This is a genomic window from Allobosea sp. MMO-172 (assembly GCF_037147855.1).
Lineage (GTDB): Bacteria > Pseudomonadota > Alphaproteobacteria > Rhizobiales > Beijerinckiaceae > Allobosea.
Genome location: NZ_JBBCUM010000004.1, coordinates 209,271 through 227,896, shown reverse-complemented (window position 1 = coordinate 227,896; position 18,626 = coordinate 209,271). Strand labels below are relative to the sequence as shown.

The following is an 18,626-nucleotide window of genomic DNA, read 5'->3' as shown; positions in this document are numbered from 1 at the left end:
CAAATGACAATCCGTCATGAAAGCTGTCATAGATGCCCGGCATGCACCAGCTAGCCGTTGGCGTGCCCGGCCTCGAAACGCGGCAGGATCGCCTTGAAGGTCGCGCCCTCGCCCGGCTTGCTCTCGATCGTCAGGCGCCCGCGATGGCGCAGCACGATATGCTTGACGATGGCGAGGCCGAGGCCCGTGCCGCCGGCCTCGCGGCTCGCGGCCGTATCGACGCGGTAGAAGCGCTCCGTCAGGCGCGGCAGGTGCTCGGGCGCGATGCCCGGCCCGTCGTCGCGCACGCTGAAGCTGGCCTCGCTCTCGCCGGTCTCGACGGTGATCGCGACCTCCCCGCCGGGCTTCCCGTACTTGATCGCGTTCTCGACGAGGTTTTCCATCAGGCGCAGCAACTCGTCACGGTCGCCCGGCACCTGCAACGCCTCGCGCGGCGTCCTCAATGCCAGTGTTACGTCGCGCTCCCTCGCCATCAGCGTCAGCGAATCCACGATCTCGCGAGCGATGCCGGCGAGATCGACCGGCGTATCCGGCGCGACATGGGCGCGCTGCTCGATCCGCGACAGCGAGAGCAGGTCGTCGACGAGGCGCGCCATGCGCAGGCCCTGCTCGCGCATGATGCCGAGAAAGCGCTCGCGCGCCCGCTCGTCGTTGCGCGCCGGCCCTTGCAGGGTCTCGACGAAGCCGAGCAGCGAGGCCAAAGGCGTGCGCAGTTCGTGGCTGGCATTGGCGACGAAATCGACGCGCATGCGCTCGATCACGCGCTGCTCGCTGAGGTCCTGGAAGGTCAGCAGCGTCGCATGACGCAGCCCGCTGTCGCGCAGCGCGGCGATATGGATGCGGAAGGTCCGCTCCACCGGAACGCGCTCGACCAATTCGACGGTCTTGCGTCCACCTTCCAGGGCCACATGCTCGATCGCATCGTTGAGATCGGGGTCGCGCAGCACCAACGCGAGAAGCTTGCCAACCGCCAGCCCCGGAATCAGGGCGGGCATGGCCGGGCTCAACGCCTGCGCCACGCCCTGCCCGTCGAGCAGCACGGCCGGCGCGCCGAGCGCCTCGACCACGTCCCGCACCAGCGCGGCATTGGAAGCGGAAAGATTGACCATGGAACGCCCGGAGACAGACGGCGGATGCCGACGGGGCCTCTTCCTGAGCGGAAGCGCGGCGGGCGTCAATTCCCTTCCGCGAGCTAGCCGGCTAGGCTGCCCACGAAGCGGAGATATGACGATGGCAAAGAAATTCTCAGGCTCGGACTCGAAGGAAGCCATTGTCGTGCCGTCACCAGATCACGCCAAACCGACCAAGGCCCGCGCCAAATCCCGCAAGACGAAGGGCTTCGACATCGAGGCCGACAGCCTGCCGGAAGCCATCATCGACGCCGCCTATCACAGTGGCGACTACCCCTATGGCAAGCGGATGAAGCGCAAGCGCTACGACCGCGAGATGGAGCCGCTGCAGATCGAACTGCAGAAGCTGATGCGCTGGGCCGCCAAGCATGGCGAGCGCATCGTCATCGTCTTCGAAGGCCGCGACGGCGCCGGCAAGGGCGGCACCATCGCCCGCTTCACCCAGCATCTCAATCCGCGCCAGGCCCGCATCGTCGCCCTGTCGAAGCCCTCCGACACCGAGAGGGGCCAATGGTATTTCCAGCGCTATGCCGCGCAGATGCCGACAGCCGGCGAGATCGTGTTCTTCGACCGCTCCTGGTACAACCGCGCCGGCGTCGAGCGCGTCATGGGCTTCTGCAAGCCCGAGGAGACCGAGCATTTCCTCGATGAGGCGCCGGCCTTCGAGGGCATGCTCGCCCGCGACGGCGTCCGCCTGATCAAGCTCTTCCTGACCATCGGGCGCGAGATGCAGATGACGCGCCTGCATGCGCGCTGGCACGATCCGCTCAAGCGCTGGAAGCTCTCGCCGATCGATTTCGAGTCGATCCCGCGCTTCGACGACTATTCCCGCGCCTTCGACGAGATGCTGTCGCGCACCTCGACCGAGGCCGCGCCCTGGCATGTCGTGCGCAGCAACGACAAGCTCCGCGCCCGGCTCAACGCCATCCGCCACGTCCTGCGCATGGTCCCCTACAAGGACAAGGACGAGGCGGCGATCGGCACGCTGGACGAGGAGATCGTCATCCCCGTGAGCCGCTATCTCGACAATGGCGGCGAGCCCGAGGGGCGCTGATCGCGAGCCTCGGAAGGCTCCTGCCGGATTCCGGTCACAGAATCGGGTGATCTTCCGGCCATGGCGACCATGGCTTTCGCAGCCCTGCGGCGATCCCTCGCATCGAAGCTGGCGATCGGCATCGGCGGCTTGCTGGCGCTTGGCCTGACCACGGCACAGACCCTACGCGAGGCCATGCCTCCAGCGAGCCTTCCCGTCGCGCGGGCCGAGCAGCCGATCGAAGCCGGGCGCTGGCAGCTCGTCATCCGCAACGCCGGGTTGGACAAGGCCCCGCGTCCCGACGGCTCTCGCGGACGCCCCGGCATGAAGGCGCTCAGCGTCGATCTCGACCTGATGAACCGTAGTTCCGAGAGCAGCAATGCCTTTTCCCGCATCCTCAGTTTCGCCCCGCCGATCGCGGGTCTTTCACCCTCGCCGACCGCCTATCTGCTGCGCGACGGCGCCATCCTCGGAGCCCTGCAGCCGGGCTTGCCGGAACGCATCCGCATGGTCTGGGATTTGCCGGAAGCGGCGGCGATTCCTGAGACCATCCGCGTCGTCGTCACCGGAGAGACCTTCAAGCCGCGCGACAATCTCCTCGCAGCGCCCGGCTGGTTCAACCCGAAGCCCATAGCCGCAGTCACGCTGCCGCTGCGCTCGGAAAGTTCCGGCTCGTGATCCGCATTCTCACCCGCGTCGTCGCGCTCGCCATCGCCGCGCTGCTCCTGTTTGCCCTTCAGCAGACCACGCCGGGCTATAGCGAGATCACCGGCCCGATCACGCAGCAGGGCGTTGCCGGGACGCGCATCAACGCCCGCAGCTTCACATTGCGCGTCGAGAAGGTCGTTCTGGCCGAACGCCTGCGCTGGCAAGCCTTTGGCCGCAGCTACGACCGTGACACCGGCGGGCTCTGGGCCGTGGCTCTCGTCGAGGCCGAGGGCACGCCGTCCACAGCGACGCTCGGCGGGGCTGTCTGGCAAGCGGCGTCGGGCCTGCGCTTCGAAGCGAGCCAGCGCGCCGAGCAGGCCGGCGGCTTCCTGCGCGGCAAGCGGCTCGAACCCGGCCTGCCGCAGCGCGGCCTGCTGATCTTCGAGATCGGCCGCGACGCGGCGCGCGGCGCCGCTCTGCTCGTTTCCGAATCACGCTGGCCCCGCCTCGACACGCAATTGCGCATCGCCCTGCCTGATGACCGCATCGAACAGGCCGAGACGCTCGACCTCGATACGCTGAAATGACCGACGCGACCGCAGCCCCGCCCATCGCGAAGTCGCCACCGAACTGGCGCAGGCGCTGCCTGTGGGCGCTGCCTGTCATCCTGCCGCTCGCGCTGTTCGTGCAGGCCCGCGAACCCGTCTCGACCTGGGCCGGGGCAAACGAGCTTTTCGTAGAGCGCACACCCTTCGATCGTCCGGCCACGCTCGCCGGCGCCGAATGGCGTGTGGTCAGTCTTCAGCGCGTCGCCGAGCGGCCGGATGGTTCCGCCGTCGCCCTGCTGCGGATCGAGGCCAAGGTGCTCGACGCGCAGGCCGTCGCGCAACCGCCTTGCCGCATCGCCCTTCTCGCCCCCGACGGCCGGCGCTGGCAGCCTGCTTTCCTGACGCCGAACGAGGCGAGACGCGTTCTCAGTCGCGACAAGGACGAGGGCAAGAGCTGCGGCCCCGCCTTCCTCGGCAAGCCGCCCGTTGGCGCGACCGTCGCGATCACCGAGAGCTTTATCCTGCCTGCCGCAGCCTTCGCGACGGCCGATGTCACGCTCAGCCTGCCGGCGTCGCGACCGCGCTATCTTCGCTTTGCGCGGACGAACTGAGCGCCTCGGCCCGCTTCGCCGAAGCCTGCTCGACGACGGCCGCGACAAGGCAGATGCGCAAGGCATCGACGAGAATGCCGCCGCGGATATCGCTGGGCCCGCCGAGGAAGAAGGCGATGATGCTGGCCAAAGCCTGCCAGGCTGGCAGCTCCTGCGGGCCGATGAGATGCGCAAGCCCGATCCAGCCCCAGGCCGCCGCCCAGCCTATCAAGCGATAGAGCAGGACGAAGCCGATCAGCACGGCAAGCCCGGCCCCGAAGGCGAGCCGCACGCTGTTGGCGATCGGCAGGTAGCGCGAGCGGTAGCCGGCGACGAAATGATCGATGAACTCGCGCAGGAATTTCGGCAAGCGCCCATAGTGCGACAGGGCCGCCGCGGTACGCCGATGGCTGCTCAGCGCCGCCGCATCCTTCATGTCGAAGCCGTAGATCACCGCCGCCATCAGGAGCCAGACCAGCGGCAGCAGGGCATACAGGAAGAGCCCTTGCGCGCTGCTCTGCAAGGAAGGTGGCGCGAGATCGACCGCGACGGGCGTCGCGGCCTGCGCCTTGCCGATCAGCCCAAGGAAAAGATCGCGCACCCGCATGAGATAGGGCAACGGCCCGCCGGCGCCGATCCAGGCCCAGACGGTGTTCTTCCAGCCGGTGAGCGCATAGAGGCCGACGAAGATCCAGTTGGCGTCGCAAAGCACGATGACGAACTGCCAGGCCGGCCGAGAGCTGCGTGTCTGCATCAGCTTGGCCAGCCGCCGCATGCCGAAGGCGAACGCGACGGCGATGCCGAGCCAGAGCGTCGCCGGAACATCGAACAGCGAGAGCTTCTGGCCGAACTCGGCCATCTCCAGCGCCAGCAGCGAGTGGTCGCGCACCGTGTCCCCGAGAAAGCCCCAGGCCGCGTAATAGGCGAAGAAGGGAATGATCGCGATCGCGACCACACCGAGCCAGTCCGGCTCCTTAGGCTTCCCCTCGGCCGTCCCGGCAACGGGTTTCGCCGGAAACAGCGCGGCGACGCCCGGCATGGCCGGGCGCAATGACAGGCACATCGCGACCACCGTGACGAGCTTCGCCAGCACGATGGCCGAGAGCACGGCGAAGCCGGCGAGCGCATTGGCGAAGCCGGCCTTCACCGCCAGCGGCAGCAGCAGATCGTTGACGAGCGCTCCGCAGGCCGCGATGCACAGGAGCATCGGCCAGCCGAAGCGCCAGAGCTGGAAGAATTGCCGGGTGAGGTCGCCGATCGCGCGCATCGGCGCCAGTCTAGGCGATCGCTCCGCCCCGGCGAACCCGGCAGGGACGCGTTGCTGACACGCCCTGCCAGGAACGACGCGCTCTAGCGCCCCATGATGAGCTGCGGCAGCCAGGTCGTCAGCGGCGGCCAGAGCGTGATCGCGATCAGCACGGCGACGAGTGGCGCGAGCCAGGGCACGATCGCCCGCGACATCGCCTCGAAGGAGATGTTCGCGACCTTGGACGTCACGAACAGCACCACGCCGACCGGCGGCGTGATCGTGCCGATCATCAGGTTGAGCACGAAGATCAGCCCGAACTGGATCGGATCGATGCCGAACTGCGCCGCGGCTGGCGTCAGGATCGGGATCAGGATCAGCATCGCCGCCAGCGCCTCCATGAAGCAGCCGACGAAGAGCAGCAGCAGGTTGACGATCAGCAGGTAGACCAGAGGGCTGCCGGCGAACTCGACGAGAGCCGGCCCGACCACCTGCGGGATGCGCGAGATCGAGAGGCACCAGCCGAGCGCCGCCGCCGCCATCACCAGCGCCAGCACGACGCCGGTGGTCTCGACCGTCTGGACCACGAGTTCGGGCAGGCTCTTCAGCGTGAAGCTGCGATAGACGAAGAGGCCGAGCACCAGCGCATAAGCGGTCGCGACGGCCGCCGCCTCGGTCGGCGTGAAGACGCCGCCCATCATGCCGCCGAACAAGATGACCGGCGTCATCAGCGCCCAATGCGCCTCCTTGTAGGCGACCCAGAGCTGGCGGAAACCGGGAAACGGGTGCCGCGGCAGATCGCGCTTCCGGGCGATGTAGACGACCATCGACATCAGCGCGCCGGCCATCAGCAGGCCCGGAATGATGCCGGCGATGAACAGCCCGCCGATCGAGACGTCGGCGGTGACGCCATAGATCACCATCGGCAACGAGGGCGGGATGATCGGCCCGATCGTCGCGGAAGCGGCCGTGATCGCTGCGGCCGTCTCGGTGTCGTAGCCCTCGTCCTGCATCGCCTTGATCTCGAGCGTGCCGACGCCGCCGGCATCCGCCACGGCCGAGCCCGACATGCCCGCGAAGATCACGCTGGCCAGGATGTTGGCGTGGCAGAGCCCGCCGCGCATGAAGCCGACGCAGGCCGTGGCGAACGCGAAGATCCGGTCCGTGATCCCCGCCGAGTTCATGATGTTGCCCATCAGGATGAACAGCGGCGCCGCCAGCATTGGGAAGGAATTGGCGGATTGCGCGATCTTCTGCGGCACGATGCCGAGCGGGAAGCCACCGAGGAAGACGAAGGCGATGGCCGCCAGCCCCATCGAGACGAAGAGCGGCACGCCGATCATCAGGGCCAGGAACCAGACCGGCAGGATCTGCAACATCAGTGTGGTCATAGCGCCTGCGCTCCGGGCTCTGCGACCGCGACCTTGCGCCCGGCGAATACGTCGCCGATCTCGGCCAGCGCCTGCAGGATCAGCGCCAGCGCCGCGAAAGGCATGACGATGTAGAGCGCGGCCGACGTGATCGGCAGCGCGATCGATTCCACGTCCCAGGTCCGTTCGATCAATGCCCAGGAGTAGCGCAGCAGGACGCCGGCGAAGACGATCACCGCAACTTGCGTCGCGATTTCCAATGCCGCCTGCAACGGGCGCGGCAGCTTCTCGGCAAAGACCATGATGCGGATATGCGAACGCCGCCGCGCCGCGATGATCCAGCCGACGAATCCGGTCCAGACCAGCAGGTACTGCGCCAGCTCGTCGGACCAGGCGAGCGGCTGGTTGATCTGGCGGAAGAACACGCCGAGCACCACGACGGCGAGCAACATGAGCAGCAGGACGACCGCGGCCCAGTAGACCAGCCTGTCCGCCAATGCGGCGAAGGATTTCATCGAATGACCAGCCATGTCCTGATGCTCGAATGAACGGAACGGCGCAGATCTGCGGCTCGCGCCGTCATGCTCGCCCTTGTGGCGAGCATCCACGTCTTGAACCAAACCGTCGGAAACGAAGGCGTGGATGGTCGGGACGAGCCCGACCATGACGAGGTGGTTCCGTCGCTGACAGCGCCCTAAAGCGCCGCGAGCGCGTCCCAGGTGCCCTTGCCCCATTTGCTTTCGAACTGCTTCGGCAGGCTCGCCAGCACGGGCTTGGAGAAGCTCTCCAGGTCGGGCTCGGTCACGGTCATGCCGGCCGCCTTCAGCGTGGCGACGAGGCTGCTTTCCTGGCTCGCCAGCTCCGCGTCCTGCCAGGTGACGCCATCCGCGATGGCCGCTTCCACCACGCTGCGGTCGGCATCCTTCAGCCCCTTCCAGAAATCGCTGTTCACGATGACGAGCCGCGGCGTGATGATGTGGCCGGTCAGGATCAGGTGCTTCTGCACCTCCTGCAGCTTGGCGCTGTGGATCGTCGGCAGCGGGTTCTCCTGCCCGTCGACCGCGCCCTGGCTCAGTGCGAGATAGAGCTCGTTGAAATTGACCGGTGTCGCCTTGGCGCCCCAGGCCTCGACCATGGCGCGGAAGGTGTCGACCGGCGGCACGCGCAGCTTGAGCCCGGCGACATCGGCCGCGCTCTTCACCGCCTTGGAACCGGTCGTGAGGTGGCGCTTGCCGTAATAGGTCACGGCGGCCATGCGCATGCCGCGCTTCTTCTCGAGATCGGCATTCATCTGCGTGAACACCGGCGCCTTGGCGACCTTCGCCATATGGGCGGCGTCGCGCCAGAGATAGGGCGCCTCCACCACCGAGAGCTGCGGCAGGAAGGAGCCGAGCGCCGCCGCCCCGTCCGTCGTCATGGTCAGCGCGCCCGACGCAACCGCTTCCATCATGTCCTTACCGGAGCCGAGCTGGCCGGCCGGGAAGGACTGGATATCGACGCGGCCGGAGGTCTTCTCCTTCACCTGCTTGGCGATGCGCTCGACCATCTGCACCTGCGGATGCGTCGCCGGCAGCATCTCGCCCCAGCGCAGCACGGTCGCCTGCGCGCGTGCGATCGCCGGCATGAACACGGCGGCGCCAGCCGCGGCGGAACCCTGGAGAAAGCTGCGTTTCGTCAGTTTCGTCATCGTCGTTTCCCTCCCGTGCGGCCGGTTTTCCGGCTCGTCGTCATGGCTGTGCTGCGTCCGTCGTCCTTAAGTCGTCAGTACTGCATCGCCCGCGTACGGGCGTTGCCGATATGGATGCTCATTTCGTCCGCGGCGCGCTCGGGATCGCGGCTCTCGATCGCGGCGATGATCTTGAGATGGTCCTGCATCACCGGCACCAGGATGTGGTTCTGGATGCGTGTCTCGTATTGCCGGATCAGCCTGATCTTCAGCCAGGTCACGCGAAAGGCCTGGCTGACGATGTCGTTGTCGAGATGGTCGATGATCGCCTCGTGCATCAGGCGGTCGATATCCTCGGCATCCTCGATCAGGCGCTCGTCGCCGCCGGCCTCGGCCCGCGCGATGATCGCCTCGTGGCGCGCGCGCTGCTCGGCGATCTCGTCGTCGGTCGCGTTCTGCGTGTAGAGTGCCGTCGCCTCCTTCTCCAGGAAGAGCCGGAACTGGAAGGCGTTGCGGATCAGGTTGAGATCGACATGGGCGACCTGCATGCCGCGCTGCGGCACGGTCTTGATCAGCCCCTCCGCCTCCAGTCGCGGCACCAGCTCGCGGATGGCGCCGAGCGGGAAGCCCGTCATCGCGACAAGCTCACGCTGGGTCACGAACTGGCCGGGCTTGATCTCGCGCGCCAGCAATCGCTCGGTGAAGGAGACATAGGCGCGCTCCCTCAGCTTCAGCGGTTCGCCCTCGCGCGGTTCCTGCTCCGACTCGCTCACGATCCCTCCTTTGGCTCCTTCTCAGGCGGCCTTGGCCTGCCTGATCGAATCGAAGGCGGCGAAGAGCCGCTTGCGGGTCGCCGCATCCAGCGCCTCCAGCGGCGGGCGCATCGCGCCATAGCCGTCATCGCCATGGATATGGCCGACCAGCGCCTTCACCGCCGCCAGCACCGGGTGCGAGCAGATCTCGTCGACCAGCGCGTTCACCACCGGGCTGTCCTTGCCCTCGTAGACCATCGGCCGCAGCAGGCCGGGCACCAGATTGGCAAGGCCGCAGATCGTGCCCTCGGCACCGTTGCGCACCGCCTTGGCGAGCTGGCGCTCGTCGCCGACGAGAATGGCGAGTTCGCCATGCGCCTTCAGCAGCGCCTCGGTATTGGCATAGCTGCCGGAAGAATCCTTCACGCCGATGACGAGGCCCGGGAACGCGGTCTTGAGCCGCTGCACGAGTTCGACGCTGATGCTCACCGCCGTCACCGACGGGATGTGGTAGACGACGACGTTGCGGGCGGAGGCGCCGAGCTTCTCGAAGAACTGCGAGAACCAGACATAGAGCCCTTCGTCGCTGACGCCCTTGAAGTAGAAGGGCGGCGCGACCAGCAAGCCCTTCGCCCCGGCATCGAGCGCGATGCGCGCCTGCTCCACCGCCTCATGCATCGAGGCCGCGGCGATGCCGGCATAGATCTGCCTGGCCGGATCGATCCCCGCCCCGATCAGCGCGCCCATCATCGCGGTCCGTGCCGGGAGCCCCAGCGCCGCGCCCTCGCCCGTCGTGCCGAACAGCGTGACGGAATCGCAGCCCTCGGCCAGCACATGGCGGGCGTGATGGACGAGGCGCGGCAGGTCGACGCTGCCGCCTTCCCGCATCGGGGTGGTGATCGCGCAGGAAAGGCCGAAGCGGGTCTTGTCGGAGGCCATGGGATGAGCTTTCAGGACTGAACGTTGGCTGACATGTTAGTATGAAGACAGAGCCGCCCGCAAGCGGTTCCGGAAGGCATCGACTAGCCGTCCTTGAGGCCTCCGGCGGAGAGACCGGCGACGATCTGGCGCTGGGCGATGACGGTGACGAGGAGCACGGGCAGCGTCACCAGCAGCGCCGCCGCTGCCAGCGGCCCCCAGGAGATCTGCTCGAAGGTCAGCGAGTTGTAGACGGCCGAGGGCAGCGTCCGGCTCGCCTTGCCGCCGAGCACCACCGAGAAGATGAAGTTGTTCCAGGAGAAGATGAAGGCGAGGATGCCGCCGACGACGATGCCGGGCTTGGCCAGCGGCAGCGCGACATGGCGGAAGGCCTGCCAGGTCGTGGCCCCGTCGATGCGCGAGGCATCCTCCAGCTCCATGGGAACATTCTCGAAATACCCGATCATGATCCAGACGATGATCGGGATGGTGATGACGAGATGGGTGATGACCAGCGCCGTAATGGAGCCCACCAATCCCGCGATTTGAAACAACAGGAAGAGCGGGATCAGGTAGGAAAGTGCCGGCGTCATCCGCGCCACCAGGATCAGCACCGCGAATTTATGCGCCTTGCCGCGCGCGATGCCGTAGCCGGCGGGCACGCCGACCAGCAGGCCAAGCAGCACCGCCCCGCCCGTGACCAGGATCGAGTTCCAGAGATAGAGCCCGAAATTATTCTGCGCGAAGACGTCGACATAGTTCTTCAGCGTCGGCGGATTCGGGATGAAGACCGGCGGGAAGGCGGTGTTGTCGAGCTCGTTCTTGAGCGACAGCGAGATCATCCAGAGGAAGACCAGCACCGCCGGCGAGACCAGCACGAAGACCGAGGCCCAGAAACCGAATTTCTTGAGCGTGCGGTTCATCACGCGTTCCACTTCGACTTCTGCCGGGCATAGAGCAGCAGCAGCGAGAGCATGATGATGATGACGAAGAAGATCACCACGACGGCCGAGGCGTAGCCGATCTTGTAGAACTGGAAGGCCTGCAGATAGAGGAAGATATTCAGCGTCTCGGACGCCGTGCCCGGCCCGCCCTGCGTGATCACGAAGATCGTGTCGAAGGCCTTCAGCGCATCGATGGTGCGGATCACGATCGCCACCATGATGAAGGGCCAGACCAGCGGCAGCGTGATGTGCCGGAACATGTGCCAGTCATTCGCGCCGTCGATCAGCGCTGACTCGTAAGGCTCCCGCGGCAGCCCGGCCAATCCGCCGAGCACGATCAGCATGACCAGCGGCGTCCAGTGCCAGACCTCGACCAGGACCAGCGTCGGGATCACGGTCGAGGGCTCGTAGACCCAGCCGGACGGCCCGATGCCGACGAGCGACAGCAGGTAGTTCAGCACGCCGAGCTGCGGGTGGAACATCATCGTCCAGACCAGCGCGACCGCGACCGGCGTCGCCATCATCGGCATGACGAAGATCGTGCGCAGCAGGCCGCGGAACGGGAACTCGCGATGGAAGACCAGCGCCGCCGCCGTGCCGAATACAATGGGGAGCACCACTGCAAGAATAGTGAAATAGGCCGTATGCCCCATCGACTCGATGAAGCGCTGGTCCTTCATCAGCTCGGCGAAATTGCCGAGGCCGACGAACTCCACCCCGCCACCGATCTTCCAGTCCTGCCCGGACATGTAGAGCGTGAACAGCCAGGGGAAGACGATCACCGCCGCGATCACCAGCACCGCCGGCAGCGAGAACAGCCAATAGCGCGGCGTGAAATCCGCCGAGGCCGAAGCGGCGCCCGCAGGCGCCGCGCTGGCGAGATCGGCTGGCAGGGACGTACTGGTCATGTGGTCTGCTTCACTGGAAACCAATCGTCATGCTCGCCCTTGCGGCGAGCATCCACGTCTTGAACACGCAGCTCGATCGCGGAAGACATGGATGGTCGGGACAAGCCCGACCATGACGCCCCCGCGCTGAGCCGGGATCAGCCCTGCTCGCTTTTGGCGAGCACCGGCGCGAAGGTCTCGGTCGCCTTCTTCAGCTCTGCCGCGACATCCGCTCCGCCGATCGCATTGGTCAGCGCCACGCCGAACACGTCGCGGAACTCGGTCACCGGCACGATCTGCGGCAGGCCGGCGCGCGCGACCTTGGCCGAGGCCAGCAGGCAGTCGAAATACTGCTTGCCGAACTTCGACTGCGCGATCGTCTCGGTGTCGAGATAGGCCGAGGAACGGCCGGGCGCGCCCGCGCCGGCCTTGAGCATGGCGATCTGGTTCTTCTTGTTGGTCATGAACTGGAGATAGAGCCAGGCCGCTTCCTTCTTGGAGGAGCCGCGCGAGATGCCCATGCCGTCGGCGAACATGCCGGCATGATGCGCCTTCGGCCCCGGCGGCGTCACGCCATAGCCGACCTTGCCGACGATGCGCGACTTGGTCGGATCTTCCAGCGGCGTGGCGAAACCGATGCCGTCGAGCCACATCGCGGCGCGGCCCTGCATGAAGGTGGTCTGGCACTCGTTCCAGTTGAAGCCGACCTGGCCGACAGGCCCCGTCTCCTTGTTGAGCTTGCGGTAGAGATCGGCGGCCCAGATCGCCTCCGGCGTATCGGTCTGCAATTTGCCGTCCGTCGAGGTCGTCTCCATGCCCTGCCCGAGCATCAGCGAGGTCCAGACCGGAACGTTCGCGTTCTTCAGGCCGCGCGAAACGAAGCCGGCGACGCCCTTCGCGGGATCGTGCAGCTTCTGCGCGACGGTGAACATCTCGTCCATCGTCTTGGGATAGGCCACGCCCTTCGCGTCGAAGAGCTCCTTGTTGTAGTAGACCATCCAGTAATCGACGAAGAACGGGATCGTATCGAGCGCCCCGTCGGCCTGCCGCGCATAGGCGACCGGGCCGGCGCCGAAATCGGCGAAGTCGAAATCCGGCGCGGTCAGCGACGGGTTCTTGATGAAGGGCTCGAGATTCTCGAACCACTTGCCCTTGGCCGCCATGCGCTTCTGCACATGCAGCGAGATGCCGCTGACATCGAAGCTCGGCTTGCCCGAGGCGAATTCGATCACCGCCTTCTGGCGCTGCTGCTGCTCCGGCACCTGCTCGGCCGAGACCTTGATGCCGGTGAGCTCGGTGAACTCCTTCTCCGCCGCCTGCATCAGGTCGGAGCGCGGGTTCTTGACCAGCAGCACGTCGATCGACTGGCCGGAGAATTTCTTCCAGTCGAACGCGCCTTGCGCCTGCGCCTTGCGCAGCACGAAGGGCGAGGCGATCGCGGCGGCGCCGCCAGCCAGCAGGACACGACGGGTCGGCTTGAGAATGCTATCGGTCATCGGCGTCCTCCCCAGGACTTGAACACGGCCCGTTTCAGGCCTTTGATGGCGCGCGGAACACGAGGCGACGATGGCCTCCCGCACCCGTGATCGGGCTGGACGCTAATCTCCTTTCGGCCCGGTTGCAAGCTAACATGTTGGCGTGCACATAGTGTCGCCGCGCCATGCCTCCCCGCCGCCGGATCCCCCGCGAGAGCTGCCCGTGACGAGCCCGCCCCGCATCGATTCCCACCAGCATTTCTGGCGGCTTGCCCGCGACGACTATGGCTGGCTGACGCCGGCGCTGAAGCCGATCTACCGCGATTTCGAGCCTGCCGATCTCGCCCCGCATCTCGCGCAGCACGACATCGCCTCGACCATCCTCGTCCAGGCCGCCGCGACCGAAGCCGAGACGCATCACCTGCTCGCCATCGCCGCCGCCACGCCCTTCGTCGCGGGCGTCGTCGGCTGGACCGATTTCGAAGCGCCGGACGCCCCCGCCCGCATCGCCGCGCTCGCCGCCGATCCGCTGCTCGTGGGCCTGCGCCCCATGGTGCAGGACATCCCCGATCCCGGCTGGCTGGCGAAGCCCGCGCTGGCCCCCGCCTTCGCGGCACTCAAAGAGCACGGCCTCGTCTTCGACGCGCTGGTGAAGCCGCCGCAGATCCCCGCCCTCCTCACGCTGCTGGAGCGCGAGACGGAACTCCCCGTCGTCATCGACCACGGCGCCAAGCCGAACCTGACCGGCGCCGAGCTCTCCGCCTGGCGCGGCGGCATCGCGGCCTTGGCCGCGCGGCCGAACACATCTTGCAAGCTCTCCGGCCTCGTCACCGAAGCCGGACCCGGCTGGCGCGAGGCGGTGCTGGCGCCGGCCGTCGCCCAGCTGCTGGCCTGTTTCGGGCCGGAGCGCCTGCTCTGGGGCAGCGACTGGCCGGTCGCAACGCTCGCCGCCAGCTACGATCAGTGGCTCGCCGCCGCCGAGCGCCTGACCGCGACGCTGACCGGGCCCGAGCGCGCCGCGATCTTCGGCGGCAACGCCGCCCGCATCTACCTGACCAAGAGGGGCCGCCGCCCGTCATGCTGAAAAACCTCGACCCCGTCCTCTCTGCCGACCTGCTCTGGGTGCTCGCCGCGATGGGCCATGGCGACGACCTCGCGCTGGTCGATGCCAACCACCCCGCCGAAACCATCGCCGGCGCCACCACCAGCGGCCGCCTGATCCGCCTGCCCGGCCTGACGATGCAGCGCGCCGCCCGCGCCATCCTCTCGGTGCTGCCGATCGACGATTTCGAGCCGCAACCGCTCAGGCGCATGGAAGTGGTCGGCGATGCCAACGCGATCCCCGATGTCCAGCGCGCCGTGCAGGCCGAGATCGACAAGGCGATCGGCCGCTCCACGCCGCTCGCCGGCATCGAGCGCTTCGCCTTCTATGATCAGGCGCGGCGGGCTTTCGCGGTCGTGCAGGTCGGCGATCCCCGACCCTATGGCTGCTTCCTGCTGCGCAAGGGCGTGATCGCCGGCGAGCCGGGCTGAAACGCGCGCCTCACGAGCCCTTGGCGATGGCCTGCTTCAGGCGCGCGACCGCCTCCACCGCGCCGGAGCGAACCGTGACCTCCAGCGTCGGCGCCTCGCGCTCGATCATCGCGATCAGCGTCTCGGGCGTGATCTCGGCCCGCTGCTGGGTCAGCTTCAGCACGGCATTGGCGATGATATTCGGCCAGAACGCCGCCCCGCCCTTGGCCAGCCCCTTGGCCTTGCGGCCTTCGAATTCCTGGGCGAGCTGTTCGGGGGTCTTGCGGGCCATGATGTCGTCACCTCCAAGCCATTCCAGCAAAACTGCGAAGCGGTTTTGCGTCCGGAATTGCGTCAAAATAGAAAGCTGTAGCTTTGGAGGCGAATTCTGTTCGCCGTAAAAGCTGCAGCGGATCAAGGCGCTGCCTATCACGAAATGCCGGCCTTTGCTGTGGCATCGGATTTGTCTGGAAAACGGATTCCCCTTTCCGGTCCGATGCACTAGCAGGAGCGGCGCCCGAGGCTTGAGCCGTGATGCGGCCGCCCGTTCAGGACCAGACCATGCCCCGCTTCGCCTTGCTCGCCGCGCTCGCCGGCCTCCTCCTCGCCGCACCGGCCGCCGCCCGGATCACCGACCGGGAGCTGAGCTGCGCCGACTGGCTGAAATCCGGCGGCCATCGCAAGAGCGAATACCCGGCCTCCGTCGCGGAGAAGATCAGGGCCTTCTGCGCCAACAATCCGAAGATGAAGGCGATCGACGCCGAAATGACGATGACGGGGGATTGAGCGGCGCGGCCTTCTCCTTCTCCCCTCGGGGGAGAAGGTGGCAGCGCGCAGCGCTGACGGATGAGGTCGTGCCCCGCCGTCCTTCCCTCATCCGTCTGCTTCGCAGACACCTTCTCCCCCGAGGGGAGAAGGAACCCACGCCAAATCCCCGCCCGCGTTACCGCGTTCGCTGATCGATGAGGGGCAGCGGAGCGCCGCGAGGCGCGGGGTATCGGGCCGCTTCCATTGAGCCAGGATGCGGCGCGGAGGGATTGAGCCACCCTCCGCACGCCCCGTGGCGCTCCGCTTGCCGGCGTTCTTAAGTCTCCGGGCCGCGCTTATACGGCAGGGCGTTTCGCTGACCTGCGGGCCTCGACGCCAGTTCGGCAGAGACGCTTGCGCGATCTCCTTTGTCTCGTGCAGCGGATGATCCCGAAACGGGCTTAAGCCGCTTTTCGGTCCGCTGCCGGCCTTGTCGCGTCCTGGCCCCGCAGATGCGGTGCCGCCATGCCTTCCAGCGAGCTCCTCGCACAGGGATCGTAATGTCCCCAGGGCGGTGCCCCGAAGCCTCCCGGGAGTGGGTCGTAACCCCACCCGCAGGCGCCGCCCCCGCCCCGCCAACGGCATACCTCCGGATGGCTGCCCCTCGGGGACGAGGTGGGGTGAGGATAAGGGCGGCGTGTGAGCGCGGGGATAAGTTATCTCGCCTAAAGTCGATAAGCGCAAAAGCGCATTCAAAAAACTTGTTACCGGCAGGATCACGCGTTCGAAAACCTGACGATTTGAGTTTTGTCCGTTCGCGCTTCGCCGACCTCACGCGCAAAAATAATAGTACCTTACTAGCGTCTTGCCTTCGCTATCAGAAAATTACATGCTCAAAAAACGACCCCAAAAATCGATTGAATCGGCCATGCCAAGTCACTTAATTAATTCGATAAAGATAAAAAACCTATTTGGATTATACAGCTACGACCTTCCGCACGAAGGCTCTCTCGCTGACGCAAGTATATTATACGGCGATAATGGTGTTGGAAAGAGCACCATACTAAAACTAGTTTTCCATCTCCTCTCACCGGGCGGAAATAATGGTCATCGCACCGCGTTGCTAGAAGCAAATTTTTCTTATCTAGAAGTAATTTTGACAACTGGCATAAAAGTAAGTGCAACTAAAAAGTCGAACGATGAAAATAATTCAATTGTACTGCAAATTAACGATGAGAACAAAATACTAGCCATATGGGAACACCATGTCGACCACGTCAGATTCGAAGATGGAAATAATACAGTTCTATACCTGAATAACGAAGGAAAGATAATATCTAGGCGCCGAATCAATCAAAAAGCCGGCCCCCGCCCCCCGGAAGGCGAAGAAGCATTCCTTGAGGCGCTTCAGCGGCACAGTCCTACTGTCTTTATTCTGAACGCCTAACGCCGCTTGTATAGTGATGAACTAGACGAAACCCGACATGAAGCCGAATTAAAATCCATTTTCAGACGGAACGAAACCAAAAGCGCGACAGATGTAGTAGCAAGGTCAAGACAGATTGCTCTCTCAAGCGCTCTACGTCGCGTGGAATTTTGGATAAGCCGCCGAACTATATTGGCCAGCAATGAAGGATTGACGAATGTCAATGAGGTATATCGCAATATTCTTAGGCAGATAGAAATTGATAGATCTGACTTAATTTCAGACAGCGAAATGATGGATCTATCAAATAGACTTGACATAATCAATAAAAGGACAGCCGATTTTTCTAAATATGAAATACAGAATACTATATCAACGATTGATTTCAAGAATGCCTTGGAAAATCAATCTGACTACTATTCGGAGTTGTCAGCTCGACTACTTAAGCCTTACGTCGAAAGCCTAGAAGCAAGGATATCGTCACTCGACTCGATATACAATATTGTTGATAAATTCATCCAGATCGTTAACGAAATGCTCAATGATAAATTCATCACATATACGATGACTGAAGGATTTAAGATACTTAATATTAAAGGGCATTATATTGAAGTAGAACACTTGTCTTCTGGTGAGCAGCAACTGCTTCTTTTGTTGTCTCATATACTTGTAGCGCGCGACAAGCCTAGCGTGTTCATAGTTGATGAACCAGAGTTATCTTTGAATGTCAAATGGCAGAGAAAGCTAATCGATAGCCTTCTTGAATTAACTCAGCGATCTCAGATACAATTTATACTAGCAACTCACTCTCTTGAGTTGCTATCACAACATATGGATAAAGTTGTACCTCTATATAATAGGCAGCCTACATGATACCAAGACGATCAATCAGCGAATTAAAAGCAAGGTATACACTCGAGCCAAGCATAAAAGACATATTCGTGGAAGGTCAATTCGACAAAGACGTGATATCCGTCCATTTTTCGAGCGACCTAGGATATCAAATTTATTTGATAGACACAGTTGATCTTCCGTTCGAAGAGCTTAAGAAACTCGGCCTTACAGACGGGAATAAGCAAAGAGTCATAGCCTTGTCTATGATGATGAACGACCTAAACAAAAACGAAACAGTTCGATTTTTAGTTGACCGCGATCTGGATGAATGGGTTGGAGAAAAAAGATCTGCAAAAGGTCTTTTTTCAACGAAATACTGTTGCATGGAGATGTATTTCTTTGAGGAAGAAATAATAAAAGATATAATATTAATCTGTTCAGAGTCAAAAATAGACAAATGGAGTGATTTTTATAGGAAATTTGCAGCCGTATTGACAGATTACTTTAGTTACAGGCTCGCACGTCACGAGCATGACGCAACTCTTAGTATCCCAAACATAGAGCAATGCCTAGAAATGAAAGATTTAATTCACATAGATATAGATAGATTCAACACGATAATGTGCACAAATAATAAGCGAAATGACTTCGTTGATGAAATACATAACAAATCTGCCTCATGGAAAAAAATTATAAATGGGAAAAATAAATTATCAATCAATGGGCACGATTTCATAAACACCATGGTATGGTGCATTAACAAATTTAAAGGCCACCGAAAGTTCGCGGACAAATTGTTTGTTGAGCGTCTACTGGTAATGCACTCAAAGAGGATTATCGAGATAGGGCAGATATTTGAGAACCCTACAACCGATGACTACGCTCTCCGACCCGCTTGAC

The 18,626-nt window shown here is 63.5% G+C and carries 21 protein-coding genes; 10 read left to right on the top strand and 11 right to left on the bottom strand.

From position 1 onward, the window contains the following. Window positions 1-50: 50 nt before the first annotated feature. Entirely contained in the window at window positions 51-1,109 is a 1,059-nt protein-coding gene (locus WFK61_RS08265; RefSeq protein WP_336811053.1) for an ATP-binding protein, read from the bottom strand. Between the two features lie 121 nt (window positions 1,110-1,230). On the opposite strand from WFK61_RS08265, the gene ppk2 reads away from it, so the two are divergent. The 4 genes from ppk2 (at window position 1,231) to WFK61_RS08245 (ending at window position 3,970) form a co-directional block, all read left to right on the top strand. Then, window positions 1,231-2,184 (top strand): polyphosphate kinase 2, encoded by a 954-nt coding sequence (ppk2, locus tag WFK61_RS08260; protein WP_336811052.1) that lies wholly within the window; start codon window positions 1,231-1,233, stop codon window positions 2,182-2,184. Between the two features lie 69 nt (window positions 2,185-2,253). Further along, window positions 2,254-2,841, top strand: a complete 588-nt coding sequence (locus WFK61_RS08255) for a hypothetical protein (protein WP_336811051.1) — start codon at window positions 2,254-2,256, stop codon at window positions 2,839-2,841. Next, a complete protein-coding gene (locus WFK61_RS08250; RefSeq protein ID WP_336811050.1) occupies window positions 2,838-3,398 on the top strand; it encodes a hypothetical protein in 561 nt (186 codons plus the stop codon). The genes WFK61_RS08255 and WFK61_RS08250 overlap by 4 nt, the downstream gene beginning before the upstream one ends. Further along, complete coding sequence (locus WFK61_RS08245) at window positions 3,395-3,970, top strand: hypothetical protein (RefSeq protein ID WP_336811049.1); 576 nt, start codon at window positions 3,395-3,397, stop codon at window positions 3,968-3,970. The genes WFK61_RS08250 and WFK61_RS08245 overlap by 4 nt, the downstream gene beginning before the upstream one ends. Here the strand turns inward: WFK61_RS08245 and WFK61_RS08240 are convergent. The 9 genes from WFK61_RS08240 to WFK61_RS08200 form a co-directional block, all read right to left on the bottom strand. Further along, the gene (locus tag WFK61_RS08240) at window positions 3,918-5,216 is read right to left on the bottom strand and encodes a hypothetical protein (RefSeq protein ID WP_336811048.1); all 1,299 of its coding nucleotides are present in this window, start codon (window positions 5,214-5,216) and stop codon (window positions 3,918-3,920) included. The two genes, WFK61_RS08245 and WFK61_RS08240, sit on opposite strands and share 53 nt — an antisense overlap. 83 nt (window positions 5,217-5,299) lie before the next feature. Continuing rightward, window positions 5,300-6,586 (bottom strand): TRAP transporter large permease, encoded by a 1,287-nt coding sequence (locus tag WFK61_RS08235; protein ID WP_336811047.1) that lies wholly within the window; start codon window positions 6,584-6,586, stop codon window positions 5,300-5,302. Then, window positions 6,583-7,095 carry a TRAP transporter small permease gene (locus WFK61_RS08230; protein WP_336811046.1) on the bottom strand — a complete coding sequence of 171 codons (513 nt, stop codon included), beginning with the start codon at window positions 7,093-7,095 and terminating at the stop codon, window positions 6,583-6,585. The genes WFK61_RS08235 and WFK61_RS08230 overlap by 4 nt, the downstream gene beginning before the upstream one ends. Window positions 7,096-7,259: 164 nt before the next feature. Next, a complete protein-coding gene (locus WFK61_RS08225; RefSeq protein ID WP_336811045.1) occupies window positions 7,260-8,252 on the bottom strand; it encodes a sialic acid TRAP transporter substrate-binding protein SiaP in 993 nt (330 codons plus the stop codon). Window positions 8,253-8,326: 74 nt separating this feature from the next. Next, window positions 8,327-9,004, bottom strand: a complete 678-nt coding sequence (locus tag WFK61_RS08220) for a GntR family transcriptional regulator (RefSeq protein WP_336811044.1) — start codon at window positions 9,002-9,004, stop codon at window positions 8,327-8,329. Between the two features lie 21 nt (window positions 9,005-9,025). Further along, a complete protein-coding gene (locus WFK61_RS08215; RefSeq protein ID WP_336811043.1) occupies window positions 9,026-9,922 on the bottom strand; it encodes a dihydrodipicolinate synthase family protein in 897 nt (298 codons plus the stop codon). An 83-nt stretch (window positions 9,923-10,005) separates the two neighbouring features. Next, entirely contained in the window at window positions 10,006-10,824 is an 819-nt protein-coding gene (locus WFK61_RS08210) for a carbohydrate ABC transporter permease (protein ID WP_336811042.1), read from the bottom strand. After that, window positions 10,824-11,753: a carbohydrate ABC transporter permease gene (locus WFK61_RS08205; RefSeq protein ID WP_336811041.1), complete on the bottom strand. Its 930-nt coding sequence runs from the start codon at window positions 11,751-11,753 to the stop codon at window positions 10,824-10,826. The genes WFK61_RS08210 and WFK61_RS08205 overlap by 1 nt, the downstream gene beginning before the upstream one ends. Window positions 11,754-11,890: 137 nt before the next feature. After that, window positions 11,891-13,228 carry an ABC transporter substrate-binding protein gene (locus WFK61_RS08200; protein ID WP_336811040.1) on the bottom strand — a complete coding sequence of 446 codons (1,338 nt, stop codon included), beginning with the start codon at window positions 13,226-13,228 and terminating at the stop codon, window positions 11,891-11,893. A gap of 202 nt (window positions 13,229-13,430) precedes the next feature. Here WFK61_RS08200 and WFK61_RS08195 point away from each other — a divergent pair, with 202 nt between their 5' ends. Further along, window positions 13,431-14,291, top strand: coding sequence for an amidohydrolase family protein (locus WFK61_RS08195; protein WP_336811039.1), 861 nt, complete (start codon window positions 13,431-13,433; stop codon window positions 14,289-14,291). Continuing rightward, on the top strand, window positions 14,285-14,740 hold the full coding sequence (locus tag WFK61_RS08190; RefSeq protein ID WP_336811038.1) for an RbsD/FucU family protein: 456 nt from the start codon (window positions 14,285-14,287) through the stop codon (window positions 14,738-14,740). Before WFK61_RS08195 ends, WFK61_RS08190 begins: the two co-directional genes overlap by 7 nt. Window positions 14,741-14,750: 10 nt before the next feature. Here the strand turns inward: WFK61_RS08190 and WFK61_RS08185 are convergent, their stop codons facing one another. Further along, on the bottom strand, window positions 14,751-15,011 hold the full coding sequence (locus WFK61_RS08185; RefSeq protein ID WP_336811037.1) for a hypothetical protein: 261 nt from the start codon (window positions 15,009-15,011) through the stop codon (window positions 14,751-14,753). 269 nt (window positions 15,012-15,280) lie between these two features. Between WFK61_RS08185 and WFK61_RS08180 the strand changes: the two genes are divergently transcribed. The 4 genes from WFK61_RS08180 to WFK61_RS08165 all read left to right on the top strand — a co-directional run bounded on the left by WFK61_RS08180 (window position 15,281) and on the right by WFK61_RS08165 (window position 18,625). Beyond that, window positions 15,281-15,505: a hypothetical protein gene (locus WFK61_RS08180; RefSeq protein WP_336811036.1), complete on the top strand. Its 225-nt coding sequence runs from the start codon at window positions 15,281-15,283 to the stop codon at window positions 15,503-15,505. An 850-nt stretch (window positions 15,506-16,355) separates the two neighbouring features. Continuing rightward, on the top strand, window positions 16,356-16,913 hold the full coding sequence (locus WFK61_RS08175) for a hypothetical protein (RefSeq protein WP_336811035.1): 558 nt from the start codon (window positions 16,356-16,358) through the stop codon (window positions 16,911-16,913). A 6-nt stretch (window positions 16,914-16,919) separates the two neighbouring features. Further along, window positions 16,920-17,765, top strand: coding sequence for an AAA family ATPase (locus tag WFK61_RS08170; protein WP_336811034.1), 846 nt, complete (start codon window positions 16,920-16,922; stop codon window positions 17,763-17,765). A 137-nt stretch (window positions 17,766-17,902) separates the two neighbouring features. Beyond that, window positions 17,903-18,625, top strand: coding sequence for a hypothetical protein (locus WFK61_RS08165; protein ID WP_336811033.1), 723 nt, complete (start codon window positions 17,903-17,905; stop codon window positions 18,623-18,625). The last annotated feature ends 1 nt before the right edge of the window (window position 18,626 follow it).

Bases quoted from the DNA above. Each gene is read 5' to 3' on its own strand.
- WFK61_RS08205 (WP_336811041.1), bottom strand. From the start codon at position 11,753: ATGACCAGTACGTCCCTGCCAGCCGATCTCGCCAGCGCGGCGCCTGCG.
- WFK61_RS08200 (WP_336811040.1), bottom strand. From the start codon at position 13,228: ATGACCGATAGCATTCTCAAGCCGACCCGTCGTGTCCTGCTGGCTGGC.
- WFK61_RS08225 (WP_336811045.1), bottom strand. From the start codon at position 8,252: ATGACGAAACTGACGAAACGCAGCTTTCTCCAGGGTTCCGCCGCGGCT.
- WFK61_RS08255 (WP_336811051.1), top strand. From the start codon at position 2,254: ATGGCTTTCGCAGCCCTGCGGCGATCCCTCGCATCGAAGCTGGCGATC.
- WFK61_RS08215 (WP_336811043.1), bottom strand. From the start codon at position 9,922: ATGGCCTCCGACAAGACCCGCTTCGGCCTTTCCTGCGCGATCACCACC.
- WFK61_RS08265 (WP_336811053.1), bottom strand. From the start codon at position 1,109: ATGGTCAATCTTTCCGCTTCCAATGCCGCGCTGGTGCGGGACGTGGTC.
- WFK61_RS08245 (WP_336811049.1), top strand. From the start codon at position 3,395: ATGACCGACGCGACCGCAGCCCCGCCCATCGCGAAGTCGCCACCGAAC.
- WFK61_RS08240 (WP_336811048.1), bottom strand. From the start codon at position 5,216: ATGCGCGCGATCGGCGACCTCACCCGGCAATTCTTCCAGCTCTGGCGC.
- WFK61_RS08210 (WP_336811042.1), bottom strand. From the start codon at position 10,824: ATGAACCGCACGCTCAAGAAATTCGGTTTCTGGGCCTCGGTCTTCGTG.
- WFK61_RS08185 (WP_336811037.1), bottom strand. From the start codon at position 15,011: ATGGCCCGCAAGACCCCCGAACAGCTCGCCCAGGAATTCGAAGGCCGC.
- WFK61_RS08230 (WP_336811046.1), bottom strand. From the start codon at position 7,095: ATGGCTGGTCATTCGATGAAATCCTTCGCCGCATTGGCGGACAGGCTG.
- WFK61_RS08235 (WP_336811047.1), bottom strand. From the start codon at position 6,586: ATGACCACACTGATGTTGCAGATCCTGCCGGTCTGGTTCCTGGCCCTG.
- WFK61_RS08190 (WP_336811038.1), top strand. From the start codon at position 14,285: ATGCTGAAAAACCTCGACCCCGTCCTCTCTGCCGACCTGCTCTGGGTG.
- WFK61_RS08180 (WP_336811036.1), top strand. From the start codon at position 15,281: ATGCCCCGCTTCGCCTTGCTCGCCGCGCTCGCCGGCCTCCTCCTCGCC.
- WFK61_RS08175 (WP_336811035.1), top strand. From the start codon at position 16,356: ATGCTCAAAAAACGACCCCAAAAATCGATTGAATCGGCCATGCCAAGT.
- ppk2 (WP_336811052.1), top strand. From the start codon at position 1,231: ATGGCAAAGAAATTCTCAGGCTCGGACTCGAAGGAAGCCATTGTCGTG.